A 3,198-nucleotide genomic window follows, 5' to 3' on the forward strand; every position below is an offset into this window, starting at 1 on the left:
CCGGCCAAGCGGCGTCGATGAACCCGGCCGAGATTGCAGGGACGTTCTTCGACGGGCGCAAGCGCGTCTCGGAGGATTACGCCAAGCCCGACTTTGACCAGGTGCTGGCGTCGATAATAGTGCCCCATAGGGTGGTGTAACTCGGTGGCCGAGATCGTCTCCGACATCCGTGTCGTTGATGGATGTAGAGCGGCCACCGCGTGATCCTTCGAGTCAACCGTCTAAAGAATCCTCGAGGAGTCATCGCGATGACCGCACCCCATATTGTCGACCCTGCAGGCCTGCTTACCCAAGCCCTCGCCGACGCATGACCGGATCTGATGCGTGAGCTGCTGCAGACCATGATCAACGTATTGCTTTACGCCGACGCCGACAGCGCATGGGGCGCCGAATGGAACGCCCGCACCACCGACCGCACCAACCGCCGCAACGGCTACCGCCTCCGCCCCTGGACACTCGCGTCGGCACCGTCGACCTCGCCATCCCGAAGTTGCGCTCAGGCAGCTACTTTCCCGAGTGGCTTCTCGAGCGCCGCAAGCGGGCCGAGTCCGCGCTGATCACCGTCGTGGCGGACTGCTACCTGGCCGGGGTCTCGACCCGCCGGATGGACAAGCTGGTCAAGACCCTGGGCATCGACTCGCTGTCCAAGTCGCAGGTCTCACGGATGGCCGAACACCTGGGCGAGCAGGTCGCCGCGTTCCGGCACCGCCGCCTGGACGAGGCCGGGCCGTTCACCTTCGTCACCGCCGACGCCCTGACGATCAAGGTCCGGGAGAACAATCAGGTCGTCAAGGCTTCGGTCCTGTTGGCCACCGGGGTCAACGGCTACGGCCACCGCGAGGTCCTGGGCATGCAGGTGGCGACCAGCGAGACCAAGGCCTCGTGGAACACCTTCTTCGCCGACCTGGTGGCCCGCGGCCTGGGCGGGTCCGTCTGGTGACCTTCGAGGCCCACGCCGAGTTCGTCGAGGCGATCGCGGCGAACCTGCCCGGCGCGGCGTGGGAGCGCTGCCGCACCCACTACGCCGCCAACCTGATGGTCGTGTGCCCCAAGTCGGTGTGGCCGGCCGTGAAAGCGATGCTGCACAGCGTGTATGACCAGCCCACCGCTACCCGCGGTGCACGAGCAGATCGACCGGCTTCTGGAGTACACCGACGGCAGGCTGCCCGACGTCGCCGACCACCTCGGCGATGCCCGCGGGGACCTGCTCGCCTTCACCACGTTCCCCGACGACGTGTGGCGACAAATCTGGTCCAGCAACCCCACCGAACGGCTCAACCGAGAGACCCGCCGCCGCACCGACGTCGTGGGGATCTTCCCCAACCGCGAGGCAATCGTCCGCCTCATCGGCGCGGTCCTGCCGAGCAGACCGACGAATGGGCCGAAGGGCGCCGCTACCTCGGACTCGAAGTCCTGAAACGCTGCCGACTCACACTGCCCACCGACAGCGACACCAGCTCACCACGGAGGTGACCACCGATCCACTGATGCAACTACCCGCCTGAGCAACAACGAAGGATCAAGAACCAGTTACACCGCTACTAGGAGCTTGATGAGTATGTCAAGCCCCGGGTTTTGTAGAGGGTGGTTATCTGGCGTCGATGAGGTCGTCGACGGACTCTGGTGCCGGTTCGACCGCCGTGTGTTGTGCTTCGTACTCCGCCGGTGGGACGTAGCCGATCTCGCCGTGAATCCGGCGGTGGTTGAACCAGTCGATGTACTCGGGGACGGCGATCTCGAGGTCGTCGATTCCTCGCCACGGTCCCTTGTGGCGGTTGCGAATCAGCTCGGCCTTGAACAGGGAGTTGAACGCCTCGGCCATCGCGTTGTCATAGGAGTCGCCGCGTGAACCCACCGAGGCCACCAGGTCCTGTTCTTCGAGCCGTTCGGTGTAGCGCAGCGCTCGGTATTGCACGCCGCGGTCGCTGTGATGAATCAGTCCGCTGAGGTCGTCGCAGGTGTGGGTGCGCTGCCAGATCGCCATGTTCAGCGCGTCCAGGGCCAGATCGGTGTACAAGTTCTTGGACAGCTGCCACCCGACGACCATCCGCGAGTAGACGTCGATGATGAACGCCGCGTACACCCACCCGGCGTACGTGCGAATGTAGGTGATGTCGGCGACCCAAAGTTGATTCGGGCGCTCGGCGACGAACTTGCGTTCCACCAGGTCAGCGGGCCGCTCAGTCTCAGCCCTTGGCCGGGTGGTGCGCGGCGACTTGGCCCGCTGGACCCCTTTGAGGCCTTCGGCTCTCATGAGGCGTTCGACGGTGCAGCGGGCGACCTGGTGGCCGGCGCGGCCCAGCTCCTTCCACATCTTCCGGGCTCCGTACACGTGGTAGTTCTCCTCGTACATCGTGGTGATCGCAGCCGTCAGTTCGGCGTCGCGAACCGACCGCGCTGAGGGCGGCCGGGTCTTGGCGGCGCAGTAGGACGAAGGCGCGATCGCGGCGCTGGTCTCGGCCAGTGCGTCGCAGATCGGCTGGACACCGTGTTCGTCCTTGTGGCGGTCGATGAACTCGACCTTCAGCGCTGTGGACGGTCCAGCTCCGCAGCGAAAAAAGCCGACGCCTGCTTCAAAATCGTGTTCGCCCGCCGTAGCTCGCGGTTTTCCTTCTCCAGCTGGGCCAGGCGGGCGTCGCGATCAGCCGAGACCGACGAGGCGTCCTGGCCCTCGGCCTGGGCTTTGCGGACCCAGGTCCGTAGTGCTTCGCGGTGCACGCCGAGGTGCTCGGCGACACGCACGATCGCACCATGCGAGCGGTCGGGGTCGGACAGTGCTTCCAGCGCCATCCGCGTCGCGCGTTCACGAAGCTCATCCGGGTACTTGCGAGGTGCTCCCATATTCCCAATGATCCCTTCCCGGGTAATCGATGTCTCCATCAAACCCGGGGCGATGCAGACCTCGCTGTTGCGGTCTACCGGTCGCGGAGTGCGCGGCATCGTGCGGGCGGTCTCGGCGATGATGCACGAGTCCCGGGCGTCGGTTTTCGACCGCCTCGGATACAGGTCCGCCGCTTTCCGCATGGCCAATCCTGGCAGTTAGCGACCTAGTAGCCGCAGTCTCGAGCGACTGCGATTGCCAGTGCCCGATTGTGTTCGGCTGATCGACGATCAACAGGAACCCCCGTACTGCTGCAGGCCGACGAACACGTTCTTCAGAGCAGCTTCGTCCTGGACCAGGGGTTTGTCGTAGAGGCG

General features: G+C 65.1%; 3 pseudogenes. 1 reads left to right on the forward strand and 2 read right to left on the reverse strand.

Annotated elements, in window-relative coordinates:
- The first annotated feature begins 248 nt into the window (after positions 1 to 248).
- Positions 249 to 1,505: pseudogene (locus G6028_RS10460) on the forward strand (IS256 family transposase).
- An 83-nt stretch (positions 1,506 to 1,588) separates the two neighbouring features.
- On the opposite strand, the pseudogene G6028_RS10465 reads toward G6028_RS10460, so the two are convergent.
- A pseudogene (locus G6028_RS10465) lies at positions 1,589 to 2,841 on the reverse strand (IS3 family transposase).
- Positions 2,842 to 2,889: 48 nt separating this feature from the next.
- A pseudogene (locus G6028_RS18250) lies at positions 2,890 to 3,198 on the reverse strand (IS110 family transposase); the annotation flags it as partial.

The sequence above is a fragment of the Dietzia cercidiphylli genome, assembly GCF_014145145.1.
Taxonomy (GTDB): Bacteria; Actinomycetota; Actinomycetes; order Mycobacteriales; family Mycobacteriaceae; genus Dietzia; species Dietzia natronolimnaea.